Origin of the sequence: Pseudomonas cichorii (genome assembly GCF_018343775.1) — a bacterium.
Taxonomy (GTDB): Bacteria; Pseudomonadota; Gammaproteobacteria; order Pseudomonadales; family Pseudomonadaceae; genus Aquipseudomonas; species Aquipseudomonas cichorii.
In genome coordinates this window covers 1,977,186-2,003,554 of sequence record NZ_CP074349.1, presented here as the reverse complement: position 1 = coordinate 2,003,554, position 26,369 = coordinate 1,977,186, and the positions used below count along the sequence as shown (strand labels likewise).

General features: G+C 59.1%; 26 protein-coding genes and 1 pseudogene. 17 read left to right on the top strand and 10 right to left on the bottom strand.

Annotation, left to right across the window (positions count from 1 at the left end; all coding sequences use genetic code 11):
* Nucleotides 1–91 precede the first annotated feature (91 nt).
* Both KGD89_RS08935 and ssuE read left to right on the top strand, forming a co-directional pair.
* Entirely contained in the window at nt 92–1,180 is a 1,089-nt protein-coding gene (locus tag KGD89_RS08935; protein WP_025259443.1) for a polysaccharide biosynthesis/export family protein, read from the top strand.
* Nucleotides 1,181–1,409: 229 nt separating this feature from the next.
* Nucleotides 1,410–1,991 (top strand): NADPH-dependent FMN reductase, encoded by a 582-nt coding sequence (ssuE, locus tag KGD89_RS08930; protein WP_025259442.1) that lies wholly within the window; start codon nt 1,410–1,412, stop codon nt 1,989–1,991.
* Nucleotides 1,992–2,093: 102 nt separating this feature from the next.
* On the opposite strand, the gene KGD89_RS08925 is transcribed toward ssuE, so the two are convergent.
* The 3 genes from KGD89_RS08925 to KGD89_RS08915 form a co-directional block, all read right to left on the bottom strand.
* A complete protein-coding gene (locus tag KGD89_RS08925; protein ID WP_025259441.1) occupies nt 2,094–2,702 on the bottom strand; it encodes a LysE family translocator in 609 nt (202 codons plus the stop codon).
* A gap of 135 nt (nt 2,703–2,837) precedes the next feature.
* The gene (locus tag KGD89_RS08920; protein ID WP_025259440.1) at nt 2,838–3,119 is read right to left on the bottom strand and encodes a hypothetical protein; all 282 of its coding nucleotides are present in this window, start codon (nt 3,117–3,119) and stop codon (nt 2,838–2,840) included.
* 68 nt (nt 3,120–3,187) lie between these two features.
* A complete protein-coding gene (locus KGD89_RS08915; protein ID WP_025259439.1) occupies nt 3,188–4,096 on the bottom strand; it encodes a LysR family transcriptional regulator in 909 nt (302 codons plus the stop codon).
* Nucleotides 4,097–4,211: 115 nt separating this feature from the next.
* On the opposite strand from KGD89_RS08915, the gene KGD89_RS08910 reads away from it, so the two are divergent.
* The 3 genes from KGD89_RS08910 (at nt 4,212) to KGD89_RS08900 (ending at nt 7,154) form a co-directional block, all read left to right on the top strand.
* The gene (locus KGD89_RS08910) at nt 4,212–4,913 is read left to right on the top strand and encodes a CoA transferase subunit A (protein ID WP_025259438.1); all 702 of its coding nucleotides are present in this window, start codon (nt 4,212–4,214) and stop codon (nt 4,911–4,913) included.
* 69 nt (nt 4,914–4,982) lie between these two features.
* Nucleotides 4,983–5,639, top strand: coding sequence for a CoA transferase subunit B (locus KGD89_RS08905; RefSeq protein ID WP_025259437.1), 657 nt, complete (start codon nt 4,983–4,985; stop codon nt 5,637–5,639).
* Nucleotides 5,640–5,729: 90 nt separating this feature from the next.
* On the top strand, nt 5,730–7,154 hold the full coding sequence (locus KGD89_RS08900) for a short-chain fatty acid transporter (protein WP_025259436.1): 1,425 nt from the start codon (nt 5,730–5,732) through the stop codon (nt 7,152–7,154).
* Here the strand turns inward: KGD89_RS08900 and KGD89_RS08895 are convergent.
* From KGD89_RS08895 to KGD89_RS08880, 4 genes are all read right to left on the bottom strand, one after another.
* Entirely contained in the window at nt 7,124–7,624 is a 501-nt protein-coding gene (locus KGD89_RS08895; RefSeq protein WP_025259435.1) for a MarR family winged helix-turn-helix transcriptional regulator, read from the bottom strand. The two genes, KGD89_RS08900 and KGD89_RS08895, sit on opposite strands and share 31 nt — an antisense overlap.
* 95 nt (nt 7,625–7,719) lie before the next feature.
* A complete protein-coding gene (locus KGD89_RS08890) occupies nt 7,720–8,055 on the bottom strand; it encodes an antibiotic biosynthesis monooxygenase family protein (RefSeq protein ID WP_025259434.1) in 336 nt (111 codons plus the stop codon).
* Complete coding sequence (locus tag KGD89_RS08885; protein ID WP_025259433.1) at nt 8,052–8,786, bottom strand: CTP synthase C-terminal region-related (seleno)protein; 735 nt, start codon at nt 8,784–8,786, stop codon at nt 8,052–8,054. Before KGD89_RS08885 ends, KGD89_RS08890 begins: the two co-directional genes overlap by 4 nt.
* 141 nt (nt 8,787–8,927) lie before the next feature.
* Nucleotides 8,928–9,860: a 2-hydroxyacid dehydrogenase gene (locus KGD89_RS08880; RefSeq protein WP_025259432.1), complete on the bottom strand. Its 933-nt coding sequence runs from the start codon at nt 9,858–9,860 to the stop codon at nt 8,928–8,930.
* Nucleotides 9,861–10,115: 255 nt separating this feature from the next.
* Between KGD89_RS08880 and KGD89_RS08875 the strand changes: the two genes are divergently transcribed.
* Nucleotides 10,116–11,270: a glycerophosphodiester phosphodiesterase gene (locus KGD89_RS08875; RefSeq protein ID WP_025259431.1), complete on the top strand. Its 1,155-nt coding sequence runs from the start codon at nt 10,116–10,118 to the stop codon at nt 11,268–11,270.
* A 134-nt stretch (nt 11,271–11,404) separates the two neighbouring features.
* Entirely contained in the window at nt 11,405–12,748 is a 1,344-nt protein-coding gene (pssA, locus tag KGD89_RS08870; RefSeq protein WP_025259430.1) for a CDP-diacylglycerol--serine O-phosphatidyltransferase, read from the top strand.
* Between the two features lie 65 nt (nt 12,749–12,813).
* Here the strand turns inward: pssA and KGD89_RS08865 are convergent, their stop codons facing one another.
* Nucleotides 12,814–13,788 carry an aldo/keto reductase gene (locus KGD89_RS08865; protein ID WP_025259429.1) on the bottom strand — a complete coding sequence of 325 codons (975 nt, stop codon included), beginning with the start codon at nt 13,786–13,788 and terminating at the stop codon, nt 12,814–12,816.
* A 393-nt stretch (nt 13,789–14,181) separates the two neighbouring features.
* Between KGD89_RS08865 and ssuD the strand changes: the two genes are divergently transcribed.
* The gene (gene ssuD / locus KGD89_RS08860) at nt 14,182–15,321 is read left to right on the top strand and encodes an FMNH2-dependent alkanesulfonate monooxygenase (RefSeq protein ID WP_025259428.1); all 1,140 of its coding nucleotides are present in this window, start codon (nt 14,182–14,184) and stop codon (nt 15,319–15,321) included.
* Complete coding sequence (locus KGD89_RS08855) at nt 15,321–16,427, top strand: sigma-54 interaction domain-containing protein (RefSeq protein WP_025259427.1); 1,107 nt, start codon at nt 15,321–15,323, stop codon at nt 16,425–16,427. The genes ssuD and KGD89_RS08855 overlap by 1 nt, the downstream gene beginning before the upstream one ends.
* Here the strand turns inward: KGD89_RS08855 and KGD89_RS08850 are convergent.
* Both KGD89_RS08850 and KGD89_RS08845 read right to left on the bottom strand, forming a co-directional pair.
* On the bottom strand, nt 16,416–17,843 hold the full coding sequence (locus KGD89_RS08850) for an FAD/NAD(P)-binding protein (RefSeq protein WP_025259426.1): 1,428 nt from the start codon (nt 17,841–17,843) through the stop codon (nt 16,416–16,418). The two genes, KGD89_RS08855 and KGD89_RS08850, sit on opposite strands and share 12 nt — an antisense overlap.
* 38 nt (nt 17,844–17,881) lie before the next feature.
* Nucleotides 17,882–18,451, bottom strand: a complete 570-nt coding sequence (locus KGD89_RS08845) for a helix-turn-helix domain-containing protein (RefSeq protein WP_025259425.1) — start codon at nt 18,449–18,451, stop codon at nt 17,882–17,884.
* Nucleotides 18,452–18,559: 108 nt separating this feature from the next.
* On the opposite strand from KGD89_RS08845, the gene KGD89_RS08840 reads away from it, so the two are divergent.
* The 8 genes and pseudogenes from KGD89_RS08840 (at nt 18,560) to KGD89_RS08805 (ending at nt 26,359) form a co-directional block, all read left to right on the top strand.
* Entirely contained in the window at nt 18,560–19,474 is a 915-nt protein-coding gene (locus tag KGD89_RS08840) for a DMT family transporter (protein WP_025259424.1), read from the top strand.
* Nucleotides 19,475–19,924: 450 nt separating this feature from the next.
* Nucleotides 19,925–20,119, top strand: coding sequence for a hypothetical protein (locus KGD89_RS08835; protein ID WP_155951532.1), 195 nt, complete (start codon nt 19,925–19,927; stop codon nt 20,117–20,119).
* 148 nt (nt 20,120–20,267) lie between these two features.
* Nucleotides 20,268–23,193, top strand: a pseudogene (locus KGD89_RS08830) (monovalent cation/H+ antiporter subunit A).
* Nucleotides 23,193–23,537, top strand: coding sequence for a Na+/H+ antiporter subunit C (locus KGD89_RS08825; RefSeq protein ID WP_007251310.1), 345 nt, complete (start codon nt 23,193–23,195; stop codon nt 23,535–23,537). Before KGD89_RS08830 ends, KGD89_RS08825 begins: the two are co-directional and overlap by 1 nt.
* Nucleotides 23,534–25,219: a monovalent cation/H+ antiporter subunit D gene (locus KGD89_RS08820; RefSeq protein WP_025259421.1), complete on the top strand. Its 1,686-nt coding sequence runs from the start codon at nt 23,534–23,536 to the stop codon at nt 25,217–25,219. Before KGD89_RS08825 ends, KGD89_RS08820 begins: the two co-directional genes overlap by 4 nt.
* A complete protein-coding gene (locus KGD89_RS08815; protein ID WP_025259420.1) occupies nt 25,219–25,707 on the top strand; it encodes a Na+/H+ antiporter subunit E in 489 nt (162 codons plus the stop codon). The genes KGD89_RS08820 and KGD89_RS08815 overlap by 1 nt, the downstream gene beginning before the upstream one ends.
* A complete protein-coding gene (locus KGD89_RS08810; protein ID WP_025259419.1) occupies nt 25,704–25,982 on the top strand; it encodes a K+/H+ antiporter subunit F in 279 nt (92 codons plus the stop codon). The genes KGD89_RS08815 and KGD89_RS08810 overlap by 4 nt, the downstream gene beginning before the upstream one ends.
* Nucleotides 25,979–26,359, top strand: a complete 381-nt coding sequence (locus KGD89_RS08805) for a Na+/H+ antiporter subunit G (RefSeq protein ID WP_025259418.1) — start codon at nt 25,979–25,981, stop codon at nt 26,357–26,359. Before KGD89_RS08810 ends, KGD89_RS08805 begins: the two co-directional genes overlap by 4 nt.
* Nucleotides 26,360–26,369: the final 10 nt, after the last annotated feature.

Below are 26,369 nucleotides of genomic sequence, written 5' to 3'. Positions count from 1 at the left end.
CGCACCAGACATCAAGCCGCAGCGACATGTGGAACAGGGAAGCAATGAAATCATCGTGGTGCCAGATGCACCGTCAGCAAGGAACTCTCATATGAATAGAAACCTGGTTGTTATGCTGCTCTGCGGTCTGATACTGCAGGGATGTGTGTTTGCCCCCGGCCAACACATGACTTCAGAGGACGTCACAACGGATGATCCGGACGGCCCCAAGGCTCAATTGGTCAATATCACCCCCAAGAGCCTGCAACAACAGCAGCAACGCATCGCTTCCAATGCGGTGGCCCTGCCTCCTGAGCTGCTGAATTACAAAACCCCGGAATATGTGGTCGGCCCGGGCGATACCTTGCTGGTAACGGTCTTCGAGCATCCAGAACTGACAGCTCCGGGCTCACAGGACCAACTGGACGCCAACACTCGGGAAGTACTGAGCGACGGCACGCTGTTCTTCCCTTATGTCGGCCGGATCAGGGCGGGAGGCAAGACGGTCAGCCAGATTCGCGAACAACTGCGCATGGGGTTGGCACCGCAATACACCGAGGTCAAGGTGGACGTGAAAGTGCTGCGCTACAACAGCCAGCGCGTCCTGCTCTCGGGTTCGTTCAAGACCCCCGGCCCGCAATCGATCACCAACATTCCCTTGAGTCTGGTGCAGGCAGTCAGCACCGCCGGCATTGATCTCACCGATGCCAACCTGGCAGGCCTGAGCCTGAGGCGCGATGGCCGGGACTACTTGATCGATATCGACTCGCTGAACCGCCAGGGCTCGCAACTGAGCAAGATATTTCTCAAGGATGGCGACTACCTGCACCTCAACAGCAACTCCAAGAACAAGATCTACGTGCTGGGCGAAGTGCGTAACCCGCAGGTCATTTCCTTCGGCACCACCAGCGTGACGCTGCTCGAAGCCTTGGGCAGTTCCGGCGGTCTGAGCCCGGAAAGTGCCGATGGCGACGCGGTGTATGTGATTCGTGGTGCCGAGAACCAGGCCAATGCGGCGTCCACGGTCTATCACCTCAATGCCGAAAAGCCCACCGCTTACCTGCTGGCCGGCCAGTTTGAACTCCAGGCCCAGGACGTGGTGTTCGTCGGACCTGCCAATATCACGCGATGGAGCCGGTTCATCAGTCAATTGCTCGGCTCAGCCAGCGTGGTCCAGACAGGCGCAGCGTTCACGAACTGAACCTGACCATAAAACATCCCTGCACTGGCCTGTGCGGGGATTTTTTTGCCCGCCGAAAGTGTCTGCCCAGCAACAGCGGATCAGCACTTGCCTGCCGATTCAGCATCAAGCATTTGCAATGCCTAGACCTCACCTAAAAATAAATCCTTTATTTTCAATAGCTTGGTAAAAATACGAGGCTGGCACACATGCTGCTTTGCAGGTATACGCTTATCGCAAGGAATTCAGCATGTTGGTCGTTTCGCTTTCAGGCAGCCCCTCCCCCAAATCCCGCTCCGGCGTCGTCCTGGCCCATGCCGGTCGCTGGCTGGAAAATCAGGGCGTCAATGTCACGACGCTGCGCATCCGTGACTTCAAGGCTGAAGACCTGCTCTTCGCCCAGTTCGACAGCCCTCAGGTCCAGGACTTTATCGAAGCCGTCCGCCAGGCCGATGGCCTGCTGATCGGCACGCCGGTCTACAAGGCCTCGTTCTCCGGCGCCCTCAAGACCCTGCTGGACCTGCTTCCCGAGCGGGCCCTGCTCGGCAAAGTGGTGCTGCCATTGGCTACCGGCGGCAGCATCGCCCATATGCTGGCCGTGGATTACGCCCTCAAGCCGGTGCTTTCCGCGCTGAAATCACAGGAAGTGCTGCACGGTATCTTCGCCATCGATAGCCAGATCAGTTACAGCGATAACGAACTGGGCGGTGAGCTGGATGAAATTCTCACCGAACGCCTGCGTGAAGGGCTGGAGCATTTCCTGCTGGGCTTGCAGCATCGGCTTCAGGCACGCAGAAAACAGCAAGGCGGGCATTTGCAATTGGCGTTGTAGCTGCTTTCGCGAATGAATTCGCACACAGGTTTTATGTGTGTGGGAGCGAATTCATTCGCGAACAATCCCAGACAATGATTTTGGGGGGGGCAGTTCAAAAGCCTAGTGCTCAAGCACCAACGGATACAGCGACACCACCAGCAAAACCGCCATCACGCCATTGAAGATCCTCAGCTTCAGAGGGTCGCGCAAGACGTTGCGCAGCAAACTGCCGAACCCGGCCCAGATGCAGACGCAAGGCAAGCCGATCAGGGCAAATACCGACGCGATGACCAGCACATTGGTGAAATACCCTTCCACCGGCGTGTAGGTGCTGATCGCGCCAATCGCCATTACCCAGGCCTTGGGATTGACCCACTGGAACAACGCCGCCGGGAGAAAGCCCAAGGGTTCGCCACGCTGTTCAGAAGAATCGGAGGCCGGACCCGAAGTCGCGATTTTCCAGGCCAGGTACAGCAGATAGGCCGCGCCCACATAGCGCAGGATGGTGTAGAGCACAGGCCAGGTCTTGAACAGACCGCCCAGGCCAAAACCCACCGACAATATGAGGACGAAAAAGCCGATACTGATCCCCGCCATATGCGGGAGGGTACGTTGGAAACCGAAGTTCACCCCCGATGCCAGTAGCATCGTATTGTTGGGGCCAGGGGTCACGGAGGCGACAAACGCAAACAATGCGAAAGCCAGCAGCAGATCGAAAGAGAGAAACATCGCACTGTCCAGAAGAGGGTGAAGTCAGGCGCTCACCCTAGCGGAGCATCACCTGCAAACACACGGACAGTGGGGCAAACTTTTACAGGTACAGTTTCATTAAAAATCTATTTTTGCAAAATTGTTAAGCCGCTTTCAGCCGCGACCGCCTTCCAGCAAGGTTCCACGATCAACGCTCACTTCACCGGCTTTATCAAACTCGCGAACCTGTTGAATGGACGGATCAGCCATCAGTTGCGCCTTGCGTGCGTGATATTCGTCGAAAGACAGGCCGCGACGGTTCAGGTCTTCCAGTGCCAGTTGATGAGTTTCCTCAGCGGTGTAGGGACGTAACTCGACCGAGTGATGAGTTGAACAGCCGCCCAGCAGCACAGCGCTGAAGAACACGACAAGACCAAGAGCAAAGAAATGATTCATGGGAGCCTCCAGACTGACTCGTTTTCGGGAATGAACAAAGGTTAATCCCCGGCTCCCTCAGGCAAAAATCATCCGTCGTGATAGTAGCTATCGACTTTTACGGAATACTGAATCAAGACCTCACGCAACGCATGGGCGGCCGCTGACAGCTTGTGATCGGCCAGCATCATCAGACCGATGCGCCGCTCGATACGCGGCTCGACCAGAGCAATGCAGCGAGCGCCCAGTTCCTGCATCTGCTGGATGCATAACGCAGGTACCGCACTGACGCCCAGGCCATTGGCGACCATGCGGCCGATGGTGGACAACTGATGACTCTCGAAGGCCACCGAAAGCTTGCCGTGCTGCGCTGCAATCGCTTCCTCCAGCAGCAGGCGCACGGCTGAAGGACGTTGCAGGGCGATGAAGTCCTCGCGCAGCAGCTCGCGCCAGGTCAATTGCTTGCGCCGGGCCAGTGGCGAATCCGCTGCGACCACGGCGACAAAACGGTCCATGTAAAACGGCGTGAAGACCAGCGAATTACTCGATTCGGGCTCAAAGCCGATCCCCAGTTCGACCCGGCGATGGCGCACCATTTCCACCACCTGCTCGTTGATCACGTCATGCACCGCCACGTTGACCCTTGGGTAAAGCCCGCGAAAGACCTTCAATGCGCCCGGCAACAGATTGCCCGCAAACGAAGGCATTGCCGCCACCGACACTTTGCCCATCTGCAGCGTGAAGCGCTGGCGCAGCAGTTCTTCGGTGTTGTCCCAGTCGGCCAGCAACTGGCGCGCCAGCGGCAGCAGGGTTTCGCCTTCCGGGGTCAGGCTGACCGTACGCGTGGTGCGCGTGAGCAACTGACCGCCTAAATCCTCCTCCAGGCTCTTGATGGTCAGGCTCAGGGCCGGCTGCGACAGATGCAATCGCTCTCCGGCCTGGGCAAAGCTCAGGCATTGGGCAACCGCCAGAAACGCCCGAAGCTGTTTGACGTTCATATATTTGCTTTTCTTATCAATTGATCAGAAAAACAAAATTAACAAATCACTGAGCGAGAGAGAAGATGCAGGTACAACGGTCCTTGACGATCAACAATAAAAAAGGCGAATCATCATGGCTGGACTCGATAAACGTGTCGCGACCTATGAAGAGGCCCTTGCCGGCCTGACCGATGACATGACGGTGTTGTGCGGCGGCTTCGGTCTGTGTGGCATCCCGGAAAACCTCATTGCGCAGATCAAGCGCATGGGCATCAAAGGCCTGACGGTGGTTTCCAACAACTGCGGCGTCGATGGTTTCGGCCTGGGCATTCTGCTGGAAGATCACCAGATCAGGAAAATGATCTCCTCCTATGTCGGCGAAAACGCGCTGTTCGAGCGGCAGTTGCTCAGCGGCGAGCTGGAAGTCGAACTCACGCCCCAAGGCACCCTGGCAGAAAAACTCCGCGCAGGCGGTGCCGGCATCCCTGCGTTCTACACCGCCACCGGCTACGGAACCCCGGTTGCCGAAGGCAAGGAAACCCGCCAGTTCAACGGGCGCAATGTCATTCTGGAAGAGGCCATTACCGGCGACTTCGCCTTGGTCAGAGGCTGGAAAGCCGACCACTTCGGCAACGTGATCTATCGTCATACCGCGCAGAACTTCAATCCGGTGGTCGCCACGGCGGGCCGGATCACCGTCGTCGAAGTCGAAGAAATCGTCGAGCCGGGCGTGCTGCTGCCTACCCAGATCCACACGCCGGGCATTTATGTCGATCGGGTGATTCAGGGCACCTTCGAGAAACGCATCGAACAGCGCACCGTCAGGAAATCCTGAACACGTCGCATTTGCGGGCTGTTTCCTCAAGACAGGAAGCGGCGTACAACAAAAAAGAGAGTTCAGACCATGGCACTTTCCCGCGAACAAATGGCTCAACGTGTCGCCCGTGAATTGAAAGACGGTTACTACGTCAACCTGGGCATCGGCATCCCGACGCTGGTGGCCAACTATGTCCCCACAGACATCGACGTGATGCTGCAATCGGAAAACGGCCTGCTGGGCATGGGCGAGTTTCCCACTGAAGACACCATCGATGCCGACATGATCAATGCTGGCAAACAGACGGTGACCGCACGCATCGGTGCCTCGATTTTCTCCTCGGCCGAATCCTTCGCCATGATCCGTGGCGGCCATGTGGACCTCACGGTTCTCGGCGCTTTTGAAGTGGATGTCGAGGGCAATATCGCGTCATGGATGATCCCCGGCAAGCTGGTCAAGGGCATGGGTGGCGCGATGGATCTGGTGGCGGGCGCCGAGAACATCATCGTCACCATGACCCATGCCTCCAAGGACGGCGAATCCAAGCTGCTGCCGCGTTGCAGCCTGCCCCTGACCGGTGCCGGTTGTATCCGCCGGGTGCTGACCGACCTGGCCTATCTGGAAATCGAAAACGGTGCCTTCATCCTGCGTGAACGTGCGCCGGGGGTCAGCGTGGAAGAGATCGTTGCCAAGACGGCCGGCAAGTTGATCGTGCCGGATGATGTGATTGAAATGACGTTCTGAGAGCCCCACCCGGTAGGAGCGAATTCATTCGCGAATGGTGAATGAATTCGCTCCTACGCGCTTATAACAATAATTAAAGGTACTCCTCACGTGACCACTCATATAGAAGAAAGCCGCTCCGCCCGCTTTGCCCTGCGCTGTGCCGCCTGGGCCGAGCGCTGGTTCCCCGACTCCTGGGTCTTTGCCGCACTGGCGGTAGCCATCGTCACCGTGGCAACACTGGCCATCGGTGCCAGACCGACCGAAGCAGCCAAGGCCTTCGGTGATGGTTTCTGGAGCCTGATTCCCTTCACCATGCAAATGGCTTTCGTGGTCATTGGTGGCTATGTGGTCGCCAGCTCACCGCCTGCGGTGCGTCTGATCGATCGACTGGCCTGCATCCCGAAAAACGGTCGCTCCGCCGTGGCCTGGGTGGCGCTGATTTCCATGCTGGCTTCGTTGCTGAACTGGGGACTTTCCCTGGTATTCGGCGGCCTGCTGGTACGTGCCCTCGCCCGTCGCACCGACCTGCGCATGGACTATCGCGCTGCGGGTGCTGCGGCCTATCTGGGGCTGGGCGCAGTGTGGGCGCTTGGGCTTTCGTCTTCGGCAGCACAACTGCAGGCCAACCCTGGCAGCCTGCCGCCGTCGATTCTGGCGATCACTGGCGTGATCCCCTTCACCGAGACTATTTTCCTCTGGCAGTCAGGCGTCATGCTCGCAGCACTGGTGGTCATTTCACTGATCGTCGCCTATGCCACGGCTCCCGGCCCGAATGCCGCCAAAGTTGCAGAGGACTGCGGCGTTGACCCGGCTTTCAATCTGCCACCGCTGCCGCCCCGCACACGGCCCGGCGAATGGCTGGAATACAGCCCGCTGCTGATCATTCTGATGGTGTTGCTAGGTGCCGGCTGGCTCTTCAACGAGTTTTCAACCAAACCTGCGATTACTGCGATTTCGGGGCTGAACACCTATAACTTCCTGTTCATCATGCTCGGCGCACTGTTGCACTGGCGTCCACGCAGCTTTCTGGATGCGGTGACCCGTGCCGTGCCGACCACCACAGGCGTGCTGATCCAGTTCCCGCTCTATGGCTCCATCGCCGCCTTGCTGACGACAGTCAAAGGCAGCGATGCCCAGACCCTGGCGCACTATATCTCGACCTTTTTCACCAGCATTGCCACCCACGACACCTATGCGGTGCTGATGGGTATCTATTCGGCGGTACTGGGGTTCTTCATCCCGTCGGGTGGCGGCAAGTGGATCATCGAAGCGCCCTATGTGATGCAGGTCGCCAATGAACTGAAGTACCACCTTGGCTGGTCAGTACAGATCTACAACGCAGCCGAAGCATTGCCCAACCTGATCAACCCGTTCTACATGCTGCCGCTGCTGGGCGTGCTGGGATTGAAGGCCCGGGACCTGATCGGCTTCTCGTTCGTGCAACTGCTGGTGCATACGCCGCTGGTGCTGGTATTGCTATGGGCACTGGGCACAACGCTGACCTACATCCCGCCGATGATGCCATCGCCATAATCGGCCACCGGGACCATGCCCAGCAACTGACGCAACTCATGAGCCCGCTCTGCGCCCAGAGCGGTCTCATAACAACGCTGGGCCTGTTCCCACAGGGCCTGGGACTCAAGCAGTTTGTCCACGCCGCTCTGGGTCAGACGCACCAGGCGACTGCGCCGGTCATCAGGGTCCACCTCGACCACGACAAACCCTTCACGCTCCAGTGGCTTGAGATTCTGGGCCAGGGCCGAGCGATCCAGTACCAGTAACGTGGCCAGTTCGGTCATGCTCAGGGCCTGATTACGAGCGATCTGCATCAGGATCGAACGCTGGGTCGAACGCAATCCGCAGGGCGCCATGATCGCGTCATACAACTGGCAGATACGCCGACTCGCCCGACGCAGGCTGGTGGCATGGCAGATCACCTGGGCCGGGATCTGCAAGCCTTCGGGGATACGCAGCACGGCAGGCTGGGCCGTTTTTTCGTTCATGAGGGCTCCACACAAAAGCAGCTTTGTGGCTGAAAGAGCGTAATGCTGGCATATCCCCGCAGATTCAGACAGGGCCAAAGGGCTGAATCATTGTTTCAGTATGTCTGGGCCTCAAAGGCATAGTCCCGCTCGACCTTGCAGACTCTGGTGGTACAGGCCTGATACCAGTGCGCACGTCCCTGCTCTCGCACACTGGCATGTTCAATGTGCTGCTTCCACCCCAGAATGGCCTGCTCGTCCGTCCAGTAGGAAACGGTGATTCCCAAGCCGTCCTCACCGCGAGCCGACTCCACTCCCAGAAAGCCCGGTTGCTCGCTGGCCAGCTCGACCATCCTGTGGGCGGCCACTTCATAATCATGGGCACCTTGGGCCGTGCGCAACGACGTGAAGATCACCGCGTAATAAGGCGCTGGAAAGCGTGCAGCGATCATGAACAAACTCCTTCAGCACGACGGGCACAGGCCCGAACGAAAGCCGCCACCAGCGCCGGGACCACGCCCTGCAAGGCCGCCCGCTCTGGCTGGAACAGAGTGGCGACAAAAAACGGATGGCCTTGCAGCTCGATACTGCGGACATCCCCTTCCGGCCCGCGACCGCTGACCTTCAGCCCATTTTTGAACATCGAGGCTTCCAGCTCAGGCCGCAGGCCATAGCGGCATCGATAGCGCTCGGCAATTTCAGAGGTTCCGTAGGCTTGAGCAATCAACGAATCGGGCTGCAGTTGAATAGCCGCCGTGGTTTCCACCAGCGAACAGCTCAAGGGAGTGATGATGGTGTGAGGCGAATCCGGTGAAGTTTCGGCATGCTCGGCGTCCTGCCAGCCCAGGCAATTGCGGGCATATTCGATCAAGGCATGCTGAAAACCACCGCAAGTGCCCAGAAACGGTATCTGCCGCTCACGGGCAAAACGAATGGCGGTCAACGCTCCCTGCATATCCCGATAAGGGCTGGCGGGCACACACCAGATACCGTCAAAACCGGCGAGGATTTCGCCCTCACGGATCTCCGGTGTCGGCAGCCATTGATGCTGAACCTGAGGGCTGTCTATGACGGTCGCCATATCCAGCGCCAGTGGAATCGCCTGATGCGCAGGCACCTCTGGATCGAAATCCCCTACCAGACCGATTCGCAGCGTCGTGCCTTTCCCGTCTTGCATGTCCATGCCCCTCCCATGTGTGTGTGTGTGTGTGTGGTCGGGACTATAAGCGTGCCTGAGTGCAATCAGAATTGGCGTTGTGGCAAGCATTCAATGCCTGAATGCACACTCAGGTTTTGCTAATGGGTGAGAACGGAGCTGATCGCCTCAATCATGGACCGGCGTCAGAACCGGTTGCCCGGAGAAGAACGCCAGCAGGTTCTTGTTGACCATCAGGACCATATCCTTCGATGCCTCGGGAGAAAGCCCACCCACATGGGGCGTCAGCACCACGTTATCGAGGTTCTTGAAGACATCCGGCACTTGCGGCTCATCATCGAAGACATCCAGGCCCGCACCCGCGATCCGGCGCTGTTGCAAGGCTTCGACCAGGGCCTGGGTATCGACGACGCTGGCCCGGGCGATATTCACGATATAGCCCTGCGGCCCCAATGCTTCGAGCACCCGGGCATCGATCAGATGCTGCGTACCATTGCCGCCGGGGGTTGAAATGATCAGGAAATCCGAAGCCGCCGCCAGTTCGAGCACGGTCGCGTACCACAGGTAATCCACATCGTTGCGGGCCTTGCGGTTGTGATACTGGATCGACATATCGAATGCCTGAGCCCGCTTGGCGATGGCCAGCCCGACCGCCCCCAGACCGACAATCCCCAGGCGCTTGCCGGCAAATGACGGGCACGTGACCTTGCGCCACTCACTGCGCCGCACAGACGCATCGTTCTGAGGGATATCGCGCACGATCGCCAGCAACAACGCCATCGTATGGTCTGCCACGGTCGGCGCATTGACCCCCGCGCCATTGGTCACGGTGATTCCGCGAGCCTGGGCAGCCGCAAGGTCGACCTTCTCGTAACCGGCACCCGATACACAGATGATCCGTAAATGAGGCAGCGCGTCCATTTCCTCGGCAAACAGCCCCAGAGGACCTCGGGTCATTACAGCGGAAATTTCATGGCCATGCTCAGCAATGGCTTCGGCACGCAAAGCGGCCGTGGGCGCACGGATCAAGCGAAAACCGCTGCTCTCCAGAATCGGCAAATATTCATTAACGCTCTCGACCAGTACCAGTACCGTCGTCATGCACTTTTCCTTAACGGGTCATGAAAAGACTGACAGTAACGCGACTTGGGAGGATTGGGCAGAGGCGATGCTCTGTGTAGTCTTAAAAATCAATTCATGGAGGAAAATCTCAATTCGCATGCAGGAAAAAATCTGAGGTTGCCAGCGTTGGCTCATACGCGATTTGAATCGTCATCCCATTTCCTGTAAATGCTGTTAATGCTTCACGCTGTGGCTTCGTCATGACCCTTCATGCAAATAAGGAACAAGCAGATCATGCAAGGATTTTCCCTATTCCCGTCTCACAAAAAACCCTTGAACCGTTTGTTGGCAACCGCACTTATGGCAGGTGTGATGCTGTCGGCAGGTACGGCATCGGCAGCCGATGCTCCGGGCAAGGTGATAAGTGAGAAGAACGGTTTGCCATGGCCTGCGGTCATTGCGCACCGCGGGGCGTCGTACGATGCGCCGGAAGAAACCATTCCGGCCTACACCCTGGCACGGGATCTGGGCGCGGACTATCTGGAAATGGATATTCAACGCACCAAGGACGGGGTGTTGATTGCCCTGCATGACGACACGCTCGACCGCACCACCAATATCGCCCAGGTCTATCCAAAGCGCAGCAAGGACCCGGTCAGCAGCTTCACGCTTGCTGAACTCAAGGAGCTGGATGCCGGCAGCTGGTTCAACAAGGCCTACCCGTCTCGGGCTCGCGACACGTATGCAGGCCTGCAGATTCTGACCCTGGATGAAGTGATCGATATCGCCGAAGGTGGCGCAAACAAGCCGGGGCTGTATATCGAGACCAAAGTCCCGACCCAGTTTCCGGGCATCGAGGCTGACCTGAAGAAGGCCCTGGCCAAGCGCGGCTGGCTCAGCCCGCGCCCGGCAGCAGCGGCTGGCCATGTGAACGTCGCCCAGTCGCCAGGGCGCGTCGTGCTACAGACCTTCGACAAATCCAGCCTGGTGCTACTGCAGAAGGAAATGCCCAAGGTTCCCAAAGTGCTGTTGCTGTGGATCGGTGAAGGTTCAATAGAACCCAAATCCACTGTTCCTTTCAAGGACTCGGGATTCAAGGACAAGGCCAGCTATTACGCCGCTCAGGAAATCAAATCCCAGGAAGAATTCGTGGCCTGGATCGACTGGGCCAAGGCTCATGGCGCCATCGGCACCGGTCCATCCTCGCAGCTCGCCGATGGCGGCGACCAGAGCTACATGGACCTGGTCAAACCCTGGATGAACAACGTCACCCACGACAAAGGCATGGTGGTCCACACCTACACCGTGGATGAGGCCGTTGACTTCAAGCAGATCAGCGCCGCGGGTGTCGACGGTTTCTTCACCAACCGCACCACGGAACTCCTCAAGTTCTATGGCCGCCCGGCCAAAGACAGCATCGATTCGATTCTGAAACGTAACGGTTACTGATCGAACGCACAGACCGCGCGACTCGACGCGGTCTGTGCATTACAAACAGACATCATTGCGACAGACTTCATCGGCGACCTTGTGTCGAGTCTGGTGTAAGCTCGTGCGCTGCTGGTTATCCCTTCGAGAGGCTTATGCAGTCCAACTTCCGACGCTCGACCCTGGCCACGCTTCGCGGTTTTGCCTTGTCCGACGATGCCATCACCCTTGTTCCTTCTGCCGCTGAATACCGACGCTGCCTGTTGGAGAAGATCGCTTCTGCCACCCGGCGCATCTACATCATCGCCCTGTATCTGCAACAGGATGAAGCCGGCCAGGAAATCCTCGACGCACTGTATGCCGCCAAGGCTGCACGTCCCGAACTGGATGTCGTGGTGCTGGTGGACTGGTTTCGTGCCCAGCGTGGCCTGATCGGAGCGGGACGTCAGGCAGGAAACTCGGCCTGGTATCAGGCGCAGAATCTGGAGTACGACGAGGAAGTCCCGATCCATGGCGTGCCGGTGCAGACCCGCGAGCTGTTCGGCGTCCTGCATCTCAAGGGCAGCATCATCGACGACTGCGTCATCTATAGCGGCGCCAGCATCAATAACGTTTACCTGCACAAGCTCGACAAATACCGTCTGGATCGTTATCACCTGATCCAGAACACACAACTGGCCGACAGCTTCGTGGACATGGTGCAGCGTGAAATCCTGCCTTCGCCTGCCGTTCACCGCCTGGACCTTCAATCGCCCCCCGATTCCCGCAGCCTTCGTGGCGAGATCAGGGCTTTTCGCAGCAACCTGAAGCGCGCCGCCTACGAAACCAGCGCAGGCGACAAGGAAAACGGTGAGCTGCGCATCATGCCGCTGCTGGGCGTCGGCCCGCGTAACCCGCTCAACCGGGCCATCTGCGACCTGATCGCCGCCAGCAAGACGCAACTGACCATCTGCACCCCCTATTTCAATATGCCAGTGGCGGTGACCCGGGAAATCAATCGCGCCCTCAAGCGCGGTGTGAAAGTCGACATCATCATCGGCGACAAGACCGCCAACGACTTCTTCATTCCTCCCGAGGAGCCGTTCAAGGTCATTTCTGCCCTGCCCTATCTGTATGAAATCAGCCTGCGTCGCTTCGCCCAGAAGCACAAGAAGGCCATCGCCCAGCACCGACTGAACCTGCATCTCTGGAAGCACGGCGACAACACGTTCCACCTCAAGGGCGTCTGGGTAGACGATCGCTATACCTTGCTGACCGGCAACAACCTCAACCCTCGCGCCTTCAACCTGGACCTGGAAAACGGCCTGCTGATCGATGACCCGAAGGGCCAGTGGCTCAAGCCGCGGGAAGAAGAGATTCAACAGTTGATGCAGAACACCCAGCGGGTTGGGCAGTACGACGAGCTGGATACCCTGGCCAATTACCCCGAAGGCGTGAGCAAGTTTCTGCGCCGGGTCAGCCGGGTCAGAATCGAGCGGTTGCTGTACAGGATTCTGTAAGTGGCTGATTTTGCGAATTAATTCGCTCCTAAAGAGTGTGCAGGAGCGAATTCATTCGCGAATCGTCAACCCACCAACGCAATCAACTGCTGCCTCTGAGCATCGGTCAGCATCGGGCCGAATCCTGCACCAGCATTCTCGGCCATATAGCGCGGGTTGCCGGTGCCGGGGATCACGCAGGTCACCGCCGGATTGGCCAGCAGGAACTTGAGCGCAAGTTGCGGCCAGCTGTTCACTTCCACCTGCCCGGCCCAGCCAGGCAAAGGTTTATCCTTGAGTCGCGAAAGCAAGCCTCCGCCGCCAAACGGCCGGTTGCAGATCACTGCCACGCCGCGCTCGCGGCATAGCGGCAGCAAGCGCTTCTCGGCGACCCGATCATCCAGCGCATAGTTGATCTGCAGAAAATCCAGCGGCTCGGCCTTGAGAACAGCTTCCACTTCGTCATAGGCCGACGAGGTGTAATGGCTGATGCCGATGTAGCGAATGCGCCCTTGCTCCTTCCATTCACGCAGGGTCGGCAGGTGTGTTTTCCAGTCCAGCAGGTTGTGAATCTGCATCAGGTCGATACGTTCGGTCTGCAATAACCGGAAAGAGTCCTCCATCTGCGCAATGCCTTCCTTGCGCCCACGGGTCCAGACCTTGGTCGCCACAAAGGCAGGCGAACGGGGTTCGTGGATGGACAGTAATTCGCCCGTCGACTGCTCGGCACGGCCATACATGGGCGAGCTGTCGATGACGCTGCCACCCGCCGCAAACAGCGCATCGAGCACGGCACGCAATTGCTTGTAGGCCGGGCTTGAAGTCGCCACATCAAAACCGCGATAAGTGCCCAACCCGACCACGGGAATGGGCTCGTCACTGGAGGGGATCGCTCGGGTCAGCATAGTCTTGCCTTCCTGGGTCAGCTTCGAGGGTGAAGACGGAGAGGGAATGGTCGGCGGCTTGTCGTTCGCAGCGGCGGTATCGAATGCCATCGCTGCTGCGGTACCGGCAGCAAGAGTGAGCAGCCGCCTGCGAGTGAATCCGGTCGATGGGATCATGGCGTTCTCCTGATGGGTTCGGCAGCCAGCTGCCTCAACCTCTTTAGCGTGATGCGTTGCCTGTTTCGATACCTTGCCAAGGGTCGGACCTGCCCTTCCCGTTACGTGTCTCTCTTTATTCATCGTTAAAAATGACAGGACCGCCCAAGCAAAGTTGCAGAGCAGTGACAAGCGTTGAAATATCCTGGAAAACGCACGCCTATGCAGCTGCAAATGCAGAAAATCAACACCTATATTCAATCCAATTATAAAAATATTGTTTTTCGTTCTTTTACGGAATAAATCGCAGCCTTTATAACTGGCACCACTCCCATGCTGTGAGCCAACTGTCTGCGAGGCAACAGTAGGTGCTGTTCAGCTATCAACACTGCCTGATCTTCCCAAGGAATTGTCATGAACGTTTTCTGGTTTCTTCCCACCCACGGCGATGGTCATTTTCTGGGTACGACCAAAGGCGCACGCCCGGTCACGCTCAATTACCTGAAGCAGGTGGCGCAGGCTGCCGATGACCTGGGCTATCACGGTGTGTTGATTCCTACCGGCCGTTCCTGCGAAGACTCCTGGGTCATCGCTTCGGCGCTGGTGCCGCTGACCGAACGCCTGAAGTTTCTGGTGGCGATTCGTCCGGGGATCATTTCTCCGACGGTCTCGGCGCGCATGGCCGCGACTCTGGACCGCCTCTCAGGTGGCCGCTTGCTGATCAACGTGGTCACCGGTGGCGACCCGGATGAAAACCGTGGCGATGGCAGTTTCCTCGATCACAGCGAACGCTACGAAGTCAGCGACGAGTTCCTGAAAATCTGGCGTCGCGTGTTGCAAGGCGAATCCGTGGATTTCGAGGGCAAGCATCTGCGCGTGCAGAACGCCAAGGCGCTGTATCCACCGATCCAGAAACCGTATCCGCCCCTGTACTTTGGTGGTTCTTCCGACGCTGCCCATGACCTGGCCGCCGATCAGGTGGATGTCTACCTGACCTGGGGTGAGCCACCTGCCGCCGTGGCCGAGAAACTGGCCGATGTCCGCGAGCGTGCTGCACGCAAGGGCCGCACCGTCAAATTCGGTATCCGTCTGCATGTGATCGTGCGCGAAACCAGCGAAGAAGCCTGGAAAGCGGCCAGCACCCTGATCGAACACATCAGCGACGAAACCATCGCCGCCGCACAGAAATCCTTCTCCCGTTTCGACTCCGAAGGTCAGCGCCGCATGGCTGCATTGCATGATGGTCGTCGCGACAACCTGGAAATCGCCCCCAACCTGTGGGCCGGCGTCGGTCTGGTGCGCGGTGGTGCCGGCACGGCATTGGTGGGCAACCCGCAGGAAGTGGCGGCACGCATCAAGGAATATGCGGATCTGGGCATCGAGAGCTTTATCTTCTCCGGCTACCCGCACCTGGAGGAAGCCTATCGTTTTGCCGAGCTGGTGTTCCCGCTGCTGCCCGAGCCTTACGCCAGCCTGGCAGGACGCGGCATTACCAACCTCACCGGCCCCTTTGGCGAAATGATCGCCAATGATCTGCCACCGCAGGCCAAGTGATGTCTGTGCAACTGCTGACCTTGCCGCCCTCGCCAGCCCTGGCGACTTCGATCCGGGCTACGGCCCAGGTTTTCGAGGACCCGAAATCCCGAGACTTGCTGGCCCACGTGCAGCAAGTGGCGCCCAGCGATGCCAGTGTGCTGATCATCGGGGAGACCGGCACCGGCAAGGAGCTGGTTGCACGGCATATCCATGAACTCAGTCATCGCCGCGACAAACCTTTCGTGGCGGTCAACTGCGGCGCATTCTCCGAATCCCTGATCGAGGCCGAACTGTTCGGTCACGAGAAAGGCGCCTTCACCGGTGCCCTGAGCGCCAAATCCGGCTGGTTTGAAGAGGCCGATGGCGGCACGCTGTTTCTGGATGAAATCGGCGATCTGTCCATGCCTCTGCAGGTCAAGCTGCTGCGTGTCTTGCAGGAGCGCGAGGTCGTACGCCTGGGCTCGCGCAAGAGCATTCCCATCAATGTACGGGTGCTGGCCGCGACCAACGTGCAACTGGAAAAAGCCATCAATGCCGGACATTTCCGCGAGGATCTGTATTACCGGCTGGACGTGGTCAATCTGGAGTTGAGCCCGCTGCGCGAGCGGCCGGGAGATATTCTGCCGCTGGCCCGACACTTCATCGACATCTACAGCCAGCGCCTGAACTACGGCCCGATACGCATCAGTGCCGAAGCCGAACTGAAGCTCAAGGGCTACAGCTGGCCGGGCAATATTCGCGAACTGGAAAACGTTATCCACCACACCTTGCTGGTCTGCCGTAACGGAATCATCCAGCATGAAGACCTGCGTCTCTCGAACCTTAGGATCGAGCGCCAGGAAGAATCGCCAAGGGCCGATGAGTCGGCGGAAGAACTGCTCAAGCGCGCCTTCCAAAAGCTGTTTGAAGAACAGGCCGGGGCGCTGCATGAGAAAGTCGAAGATGCCCTGCTAAGAGCGGCTTATCGCTTCTGCCATCACAATCAGGTACACACCGCCAACCTGCTGGGGCTGACCCGCAATGTCACACGGGCGCACCTGATTCGCATCGGCGAGCTGGCCGTCAACAAACGTCGCCCCGGTGAAAACCTGCAAGGCGAGCAGATGCTGCACCTATCGATCTGAGAGCAAATCAGTCAGGCGCAAGGCCAATGCCTTGGCCTGGATCGCCACATCGGTCACCGCGGTACTTTCCCACCACATGCCCCGCAGCGGCGGGCCCATGGCAAACAGACGCGATAAACGGCGCCCCTTGGCATCGAGAACTGCTCCATCGAGATCGGCGGCAATTCCCAACGCCAGAGGGCCTGGCTGAATCAGGCCGCGTGCCAGCAGTTGGCGTGGCAAGGGACGGTCTACACGGCGCCAGTCGTATTCGATCCCCGTGGAGTTGATCAGGGCATCTCCGGGAACCAGTGACGACTGGCTCTGGCCACGATGCCGGATCTGAATGTGTACCCGCCCCTGAAGCTCGGACTTCACCCCTTGCAAAGAGGCCGCCTGAATGGTCAGGCGCCCCTGTTGCACCAGGTCCGCGAGCAGCGCAGCACTGGGCGGAGGCGAACGATGGTGATGGCTTTCCCACCAGGGCCGCACATGCCTGACGAACTGACGGCGCTGGCGATCGGAAGCCTGGTTCCACAAACGACCGATATTGGCCCGTACCGTATCCAGAGGGGCTTGCCAGTCGATACCGCTTTCGATGGCCAGCTCACACTGTTCACGCACCTTGCGCACCAATTGCCGGGTACTGCGAATACTGTGATCCTGGTCCAGGAAGTCGGCCCACTCCGGCGGCTGACGGCGGACATGAGGCAGCAGGCCATGACGGGAAAACACCCGGATGGGGCCACGGTGCCCGGACTGCTGCAAGGACACCACGGCATCGACCATTGTCAGCCCGGAACCGATGATCAGCACCGTGGACTGCGGATCCAGCCGACGCATGACCTCGACGTTCCAAGGATCGAGCGCTGCCGCATTGAGGCCATTGGAATGATGCTGCGGCGTACGTGAAGCCGCGTACATTCCCGTGGCCAGCACCGCGAAACGGGCCTGCAACTCGGCCCCGTCGGCCAGGGTGACTGTGACACCCGACTCGTTCGTCAGCAGATCTACCGCTTCCCCGTGAACATGCTCGACACTGGAGCCGTGAACCTGCCCGACCGCCTGAGCCTCCCGCAGACGTTGCTGCACATACAGTCCAAAGACGCCCCGTGGCGGAAACAGCACCGACACCGGCACCGATTGCTCCTTTGACTCAGGCCAGCCGCCATCGGCCAGGTACTGGGTCAGCCAGTGGGTCAGGTCGTCAGGGTTGTCGGGGTCGGCACTCATCCGGGCAGCATTGCCATTGAGGGTATGTCCCGGCTCAGTAGCGCTGTAGGCCTCTCCTCTGCCCAGCTCGGCACGGGGCTCGACGATCAGGATTCGTCGCATGCCGGGCTGGCGCAGCAACTGGACTGCGAGCATGGTGCCACTCAGGCCCCCGCCAATGATCAGGACATCGGCTACGGCAGGCAGGGTCTTGTCATCTCGCATCGAACATCGCCTCGGGCTGGTTGCAGGGAAGTCTGTATTTACAGCACCACATTGCGTACAAAACGCAGGGTAATCTCACCTTCATTGCGATACATATGTGGCTGGTTGCTGGGGAACATGAAGAATTCGCCGGGACCGACCCGATGCTGCCTGTCCGGCTCGGCAAAGCCAATGGTCAGATGCCCTTCGACGACATAGACCTGTTCGCTCCAGCCTTCGGGATCTGCCTCGGATGCATAGACATCCCCGGGCTCGAGAGTGAACTCCCACAACTCGACCTCGCGCCGGGCGAGGGCCTTGGCCAGCAGCACGGCCTTGCTGCCCGGCCGGGTGCCTTCCCAGGCCAGTTCATTGATACGGCTGTGATCCGCCAGCTCGGGGGCCTGGATCAAGTCACTGAAAGCCACTTCCAGCGCCTCGGCCACCCGGTCCAGGGTCGCGAGGCTGACATTCTTCTCCCCCGCTTCGATAGCCACCAGCATGCGGCGGCTGACGCCGGACTTTTCCGCCAGAGCGCTCTGACTCAGCCCCGCGCCATTGCGCAGGCGGCGAACGTTGTGGCTGACATGCTGCAGCACAGGGGCACGCTGGGAGTTTTCTTTGTGCATGATATTGCTCATCTGGACCCTTTGCGCATTATACTGCACACATTTTGCGACGCATTGTGTGTTGCGTGTCCCATTGCATGCAAGGCTTTAAAAGCCTGGAAAATCGTCATGACCTCCATTCGCCGGGTACCGCGCGTCAGCAAGGCTGAAGCGGTATTGATCCTGATCACTGTCCTGTGGGGCGGCACATTCCTGCTGGTCCAGCACGCGCTCACCGTCAGCGGCCCGATGTTTTTCGTGGGTCTGCGTTTCGCAGCGGCGGCCTGCATCGTAGCGCTGTTCTCGATGAAAATAATGCGTGACCTCACCTTGCTTGAACTCAAGGCAGGCCTATTCATAGGCATTTCGATCATGCTCGGCTACGGATTGCAGACCATAGGCCTGCAAACCATCCCCAGCAGCCAGTCGGCGTTCATCACTGCATTGTATGTCCCTTGCGTGCCATTGCTGCAATGGCTGGTGCTGGGGCGTCGTCCCGGCCTGATGCCCAGCCTGGGCATTGCCCTGGCCTTCAGCGGCCTGATGCTGCTGTCTGGACCGGAAGGCGCCTCGCTGCAATTCAGCCCTGGAGAGGTTGCCACCATCATCAGCGCCGTGGCGATCGCTGCCGAAATCATCATGATCGGCGCCTATGCGGGCAAGGTCGACGTGCGACGGGTCACCGTCGTGCAACTGGCAACCGCCTCGATACTGGCGTTCCTGATGATCGTCCCCACCGGAGAGAGCCTGCCGGGTTTCTCCTGGCTTCTGGTCATCAGCGCCGTGGGCCTGGGCGCCATGAGCGCAGTCATCCAGGTCGCCATGAACTGGGCCCAGAAAAGCGTCTCCCCGACCCGCGCCACCGTTATCTACGCAGGCGAGCCGGTCTGGGCGGGCATTGCCGGACGGCTGGCTGGTGAACGTTTGCCGGGTATTGCACTGTTGGGCGCGGCGCTGATTGTCGCGGGTGTGATCGTCAGTGAAATGAAGACACGGAGCAAGGCTCAGGAGCTGGAAGTGGACGCGCTGAGAAAAATAGACTGAGTGCCGGGCTTGAATTGCTAAGTGCAACGAGTCGCCACTGAAAAGTCTCTCTTAGGCTATATCACTGGCGGCCGCATAGTGAATATCGTTGAGCCAGGTGGTGATATCCCTTAATTCCATATCGCTTCCTAGAAATCAGTCAGGCGTCTCTTGCCGGATTTTGACTGAGCCCTGAATATCTTGCAAAAACACGTCGCCATTTTCGACGTCGCCCAGGCATCAAGTACTCGACTAATCTGAGAACTCCAACCCAGGAGTCATTCTCATGCCAGCGAAACAACCCTCTCAGAAGCGTCAACAGGATAACCAGCGATCTGATGCCCTGAACTCCAACCGAGGTACAAGCGGCTCAAACAAAACAAACTCCCAAGTGCATGGCAACCGCGGCAAGCAACTCAACCCCAATCAGAAGTAACATCCAACGGGCAGGGATGCCCACACAAGGAAGTCATGATGGAAAGACGATACACCTCGCCCACTCTCGGCGAAGTTTTGAAATATCTGGTTGATGTTTCTGGCGTCATGCCACGCAAGGCCCATGATCGTAAAGACGACACTGAATTCGATGAAGTCGAAGCAAAGAGCTATCACCTCCCAACCTGGCGCACGAATGATCAGTGTCTTGCAGCAACAACAGGCGATTAACGCCCCTTGAACTGCGCATATCGTCCCTCTAAACACGCCTCAATGTTCAAAACAGACACTTCTTGTAGGAAATTCCCGTAACCATGGGTTTGGAGATGCGACGTCTGGCACGTATGATGCTTGACATTTCCCTGCAGATTAGAAGCCTATGTCTCTGATAGTTCTACTGCTTCTGCCTTTCATCGGCAGCTGTCTGGCGGCACTTTTGCCGCACAACGCGCGTAACGCTGAATCCCTGCTCGCGGGCATGATCGCTCTGATCGGTGCCGTGCAGGTGGCGTTGTGGTTCCCTCAGATCGCCGACGGCGGTGTGATTCGTGAAGAATATTTCTGGCTGCCCAGCCTGGGACTGAATTTCGTCCTGCGCATGGACGGGTTTGCCTGGATGTTTTCGATGATGGTGCTGGGCATCGGCACGCTGGTGTCCTTGTATGCCCGCTATTACATGTCACCGGACGATCCTGTTCCGCGCTTCTTTGCCTTCTTTCTGGCGTTCATGGGCGCAATGCTGGGGCTGGTGATCTCCGGCAACCTGATCCAGATCGTGTTTTTCTGGGAACTGACCAGCGTCTTTTCCTTCCTGCTGATCGGCTACTGGCACCACCGCAATGACGCCCGACGCGGTGCCTACATGGCGTTGATGGTCACAGGTGCCGGTGGGCGCGCTGATGCTGGGCCATGTGGTGGGCAGTTATGACCTGGACCGCGTGCTGGCCTCAGGCGACGCGATCCGCGCCCATGCGCTGTACCCGGTGTTATTGACCCTGATCCTGATCGGCGCCTTGAGCAAGAGCGCACAGTTTCCGTTCCACTTCTGGCTGCCTCATGCCATGGCCGCGCCGACGCCGGTCTCGGCTTATCTGCACTCGGCTACCATGGTCAAGGCCGGGGTGTTTCTGCTTGCGCGCCTGTGGCCTTCTCTGTCCGGCACCGAACAGTGGTTCTGGATCGTCAGCGGGGCCGGGGCCTGCACGCTGGTGCTGGGTGCCTACTCAGCCATTTTCCAGAATGACCTGAAAGGCCTGCTGGCTTACTCGACCATTAGCCATCTGGGCCTGATCACCTTGCTGCTGGGCCTCAACAGCCCGCTGGCAGCCGTTGCGGCTGTGTTCCACATTCTCAACCACGCCACCTTCAAAGCCTCACTGTTCATGGCGGCGGGGATCATCGACCACGAAAGCGGGACCCGGGATATCCGGCGTCTCAGCGGCCTGATAAAGCTGATCCCCTACACCGCGACACTGGCCATGGTTGCAAGCGCTTCGATGGCTGGGGTGCCGCTGCTCAACGGCTTCCTGTCCAAAGAGATGTTCTTCGCCGAAACCGTGTTCATTTCCGCCACGACCTGGGTGGAAATGGCGTTGCCCATCATCGCAACCATTGCAGGGGCCTTCAGCGTCGCCTACTCCCTGCGCTTTACCGTGGATGTGTTTTTCGGCCCGGCAGCCAAGGACCTTCCCCTGCTGCCACACGAGCCGCCACGCTGGATGCGTGCGCCGGTGGAGTTGCTGGTGATGGCCTGTCTGGTGGTCGGTATTTTCCCGGCTCAATCGGTCGCGCCACTGCTGGCCGCTGCTGCACAACCGGTGGTGGGCGACACGCTGCCCGAGTACAGCCTGGCAATCTGGCATGGCTGGAACGCGCCGATGATCATGAGCCTGATCGCCATGGCCGGCGGCATCGTACTGTACCTGCTGCTGCGCAAGTCGTTCCGTCAGGAACGCTTTGTCGGCCCGCCACTGGTATCGCGACTCAACGGCAAGCTGTTTTTCGAGCGTTGCCAGGTGATCATGATGCACTGGGCCCGACGCTTTGAACGTCAGGTCAGCACCCGTCGCCTGCAGCCGCAATTGTTCATGCTGGTCCTGACCGCGACACTGCTGGGCTTTATCCCGATGTACTTCAGCGGCCTGACCTGGGGTGACCGACCGAAGATTCCGGGCTCCGGGGTATTTGTAACCCTGTGGCTGATCGCGATTGCCTGCGCCCTCGGGGCCGCATGGCAAGGCAAGTATCACCGTCTGGCTGCACTGATCATGGTCAGCGTCTGTGGCCTGATGACCTGCATCACCTTTGTCTGGTTCTCGGCACCGGATCTGGCACTGACCCAACTGGTGGTCGAAGTGGTGACCACGGTGCTGATTCTGCTGGGCCTGCGCTGGATGCCGCGACGTAACGAAGATGTTGCGCCATCGGTCAGTACTCGCCTCAATGCCCGCACCCGACGTATACGCGACCTGACACTGTCCGCACTGGTCGGTGTCGGCATGGCCTTGCTGTCCTATGCCATGCTGACCCGCCAGACCCCCAACGCCATTTCTTCGTTCTACCTGAGCCGGGCATTGCCCGAAGGTGGCGGCACCAACGTGGTCAACGTGATGCTGGTGGACTTCCGGGGCTTCGATACTTTCGGTGAAATCACGGTACTTGCCGCCGTGGCCCTGACAGTATTCGCCTTGTTGCGCCGTTTCCGTCCACCCAAAGAAAGCATCGCCCTGCCTACCCAGCAACGCTTGCTGGCCCGTGACGTGGTCACTGATCTGATCAACCCGCGCAGCGCAAGCGATACGGCACTGGGTTTCATGATGGTGCCGGCTGCGCTGGTGCGTCTGCTGCTGCCCATCGCGTTCATGATTTCGATGTACCTGTTCATGCGCGGCCATAACCAGCCAGGCGGCGGGTTTGTCGCCGGTCTGGTGATGTCCGTGGCGTTCATCCTGCAATACATGGTGGCCGGAACCCAGTGGGTCGAGGCGCAGATGAGCCTGCGGCCTCTGCGCTGGATGGGCACCGGTCTGCTGTGCGCTGTCACCACCGGACTGGTTTCCATGGCTCTGGGGTATCCGTTCATGACCACCCATACCGCGCATCTGGACCTGCCGATACTCGGTGAGGTCCATTTCGCCAGCGCTCTGTTCTTCGATGTGGGCGTGTATGCCGTGGTCGTCGGCTCGACCCTGTTGATCCTTACCGCGCTGGCCCACCAGTCGGTTCGCAGCCATCGACCGACCCAGTTGCCGAAACCGATTGTCCGCCCTGCGGCCGAATCCGCGACTACACAAGGAGCCGTCTGATGGAAGAAGTCATCGCAGTCGCCATTGGCGTTCTCGCTGCATCCGGTGTCTGGCTGATACTGCGCCCGCGTACCTTTCAGGTGGTGATGGGGCTGTGTCTGCTGTCCTATGGCGTGAACCTGTTCATTTTCAGCATGGGCAGCCTGTTCATCGGCAAGGAGCCCATCATCAAGGACGGCATTCCTCAGGATCTGCTCAATTACACCGACCCCCTGCCACAGGCGCTGGTACTGACCGCAATCGTCATCAGCTTCGCCATGACCGCGCTGTTCCTGGTCGTGCTGCTGGCGTCCCGCGGCCTGACCGGCACTGACCATGTTGATGGCAGGGAGCCCAAGGCATGAGCTGGATGAACCAACTGATTGTTGCTCCCATCCTGTTGCCACTGGTGACCGCCGGGCTGATGCTCTGGCTGGGTGAAAAACACAGGCCGCTCAAGGGTCGCATCAACCTGCTGTCGAGCATGCTCGGGCTGGCGATTTCCATCACATTGCTGTTGTGGGTCCAGAAGAGCGGCACCACGGGCACCATCGGCGTGTATCTGCCGGGTAACTGGGAAGTGCCGTTCGGTATCGTGCTGGTGGTGGATCACCTGTCTGCCCTGATGCTGGTGCTGACCGGCATCATCGCCGTGTGTGCGCTGCTGTTCGCACTGGCCCGCTGGGACCGGGCAGGCGCCAGCTTCCATGCCTTGTTCCAGATTCAGTTGATGGGCCTGTATGGCGCCTTCCTGACCGCAGACCTGTTCAACCTGTTCGTGTTCTTCGAGGTCTTGCTGGCGGCTTCCTATGGCCTGATGCTGCACGGTTCGGGTCGTGCCCGGGTGTCGGCGGGCCTGCATTACATCTCGATCAACCTGCTGGCTTCATCGCTGTTCCTGATTGGCGCCGCATTGATCTACGGCGTAACAGGCACTCTCAACCTGGCAGATCTGGCGATCAAGATCCCTCAGGTGCCGGAATCCGACCTCGGCCTGCTGCATGCGGGCGCAGCGATTCTGGCCACCGCATTTCTGGCCAAGGCCGGCATGTGGCCGCTGAACTTCTGGCTGGTGCCGGCTTACTCAGCAGCCAGTGCCCCGGTTGCGGCCATGTTCGCCATCATGACCAAGGTCGGCATCTACACCCTGCTGCGCCTGTGGACGCTGCTGTTCTCCGAACAGGCCGGGCCTTCTGCCTTCTTCGGCGGGGACTGGCTGATCTATGGCGGCATGGCAACCATCGTCACCGCAGCCGTCGCGATCATCGCCGCCCAGCGCCTGGAGCGTCTGGCCAGCCTGAGCATTCTGGTATCGGCAGGCATCCTGCTGGCGGCCATCGGTTTCGCTCAGCCGAGCCTGACCTCGGGTGCGCTGTTCTATCTGGTCAGCTCGACCCTGGCGCTGAGCGCGATGTTCCTGCTGGGTGAACTGATCGAGCGCTCACGCTCCTCCAACGAGATTCATCTCGAAGATGATGCAGACCAGTTGCCACGCAATATGGAGTCCCTGCACCCGCCACCGGGCACCAACCTGGATGACGAGCAGAAAGCCGTGGTCGGTCAGGTCATTCCCATGACCATGGCCTTTCTGGGTTTGAGCTTCGTGGCCTGCGCCCTGCTGATCATCGGCATGCCGCCGCTCTCGGGCTTCATCGGCAAGTTGACCCTGCTCAGCGCCCTGCTCAACCCGTTGGGGCTGGACGTGGCAAAGGACGAGGCCATTTCCACTCAAGGCTGGATATTGATCGGCCTGCTGATCTTCTCGGGCCTGGCTTCGCTGATTGCCTTTTCCCGCCTCGGCATCCAGCGTTTCTGGACTCCGCTGGAAAGCCCCTCACCGCTGTTGCGCCGCAATGAGTGCCTGCCCATCATTATTCTGTTGGGTCTGTGCATTGCCCTGACGATCAAGGCAGAACCGCTGTTGCGCTACACACAGGATACCGCTGCCGCCTTGCATACGCCCACGCAGTACGTGCAATCGGTCATGGCCACACGCCCCGTGCCAGGGCCGACCAGCCCCAAAGACGTCTCACAGGTGCAGCCATGATGAAGTTCTTCTTCCCCGCCCCATGGTTTTCCCTGGCGCTCTGGGTGTTGTGGCTGGTGCTGAACCTTTCCATCAGCCCCGGCACTATATTGCTGGGTGCGATATTCGGCTTCCTGGCTCCGATGCTCATGGCACCTCTGCGACCGACTCCGGTACGCATTCGCAAACCCGGCACGATCCTGAAGTTTTTCCTGCGGGTGGGCTACGACACAGTAATCTCGAACCTGCAGATATTCATGTCGGTCTGGAACCTGAAACGTCGCCCGCCACGCTCGGCGTTCGTCAAGGTGCCATTGGACCTGCGCGACCCCAGCGGCCTTGCCGCACTGGCGATGGTCACGACTGTGGTGCCCGGCACCGTCTGGTCGGAACTGGCGCTGGACCGCAGCATTCTGTTGATGCATGTGTTCGATCTGGAAGATGAAGCGCAATTCATCGAGCACTTCAAGACAGCTTATGAGCGCCCCTTGATGGAGATTTTCGAATGACTGCACTGCTCGACAATGCCATTCTGCTCAGCCTGCTCATCTTTGCCCTGGCGATGGTGATTACCCTGATTCGCCTGTTCAGGGGGCCGTCGGCACAGGATCGCGTACTGGCTCTGGATTACCTGTACGTCATTGCCATGCTGATGATGCTGGTGCTGGGCATACGCTATGCCAGCGACACCTATTTCGAGGCAGCCCTGCTGATCGCCCTGTTCGGTTTCGTCGGCTCCTTTGCCCTGGCCAAATTCCTGTTGCGCGGAGAGGTGATCGAATGAATTCGCTACAGACCCTTCCCTTCTGGGTGCAGGTCATTACCTCGTTACTGCTGGTTACCAGCAGTGTGTTCGCCTTGACCGGCGCCTTGGGCCTGTTGCGCCTGAAGACCTTTTTTCAGCGTATGCACCCACCGGCCCTTGCCTCCACGTTGGGAGCCTGGCTCGTTGCACTGGCTTCGATCATTTATTTCTCGGCACTGAAATCAGGACCGGTGATTCACGCCTGGCTGATTCCAGTCCTGCTGTCGATCACCGTGCCGGTCACCACGCTGCTGCTGGCCCGTACCGGACTGTTCCGCAAGCGCATGGCCGGAGATAACGATGTTCCGCCAGAAGTCAGTGGCGATCGTCCCGCACGAGACTCAGTGAAAAACTGAAACGTCATTG